2 pseudogenes are annotated in these 656 nt (G+C 55.6%); one reads left to right on the top strand and one right to left on the bottom strand.

The features are described 5' to 3' along the window. A pseudogene (locus tag ACR0C6_RS21880) lies at positions 1 to 334 on the top strand (ATP-dependent chaperone ClpB); the annotation flags it as partial. 127 nt (positions 335 to 461) lie between these two features. Here the strand turns inward: ACR0C6_RS21880 and ACR0C6_RS21885 are convergent. Then, positions 462 to 656, bottom strand: a pseudogene (locus ACR0C6_RS21885) (hypothetical protein); the annotation flags it as partial.

The following is a 656-nucleotide window of genomic DNA, read 5'->3' on the forward strand; positions in this document are numbered from 1 at the left end:
TGACCGGCTCAAGCGGGCCGACATGGATGGCATCGTCGATATCCAGATGGCGCGTCTGCAAAAACGTCTGGCCGCCCGCAAGATCGAGCTGGCGCTGGACGATGGTGCCAAGCAATGGCTGGCCGATGAAGGCTATGACCCGGTCTTTGGTGCCCGTCCGCTGAAACGTGTGATCCAACGCGCGCTTCAGAACCCTCTGGCCGAAGCATTGCTGGCTGGTGAGATCAAGGATGGTGAGACCGTCCCGGTTACTTCGGGCTCAGACGGCCTTATTATTGGCGACCGGTTGGGAACGTCTGATCGGCCACGTCCTGATGATGCGGTCGTGCACTGAGCTTTAAGCCCTAAAAGACCTACCCATTCGGTAGGTCTTTTTCGTTTGCGAAAGCATGTGTTTTGTTGCTCAGATAAACGATCGTTTTCTTTCGCGCCTAAGCGCCAAAGCTGCCCACGCAATAAACCTACGGGCCTTTTCGGACAATTAGCCGTTTCGCACCACCTTGCGCCGCATCCACAAGTAAAGAAACCTGACCCAAAGTTTCCAGAAATGCAGAACCTTCGCGGAGTTTGCGGGTTCTCACGTCGAGAATGACGGCACCGTCGTCTTCGACCACGTCGCGAAAAATACCTGCGTAGGTCTGCGCGGGATAGTGGAA

The sequence above is a fragment of the Ruegeria sp. AL12 genome (assembly GCF_056540885.1).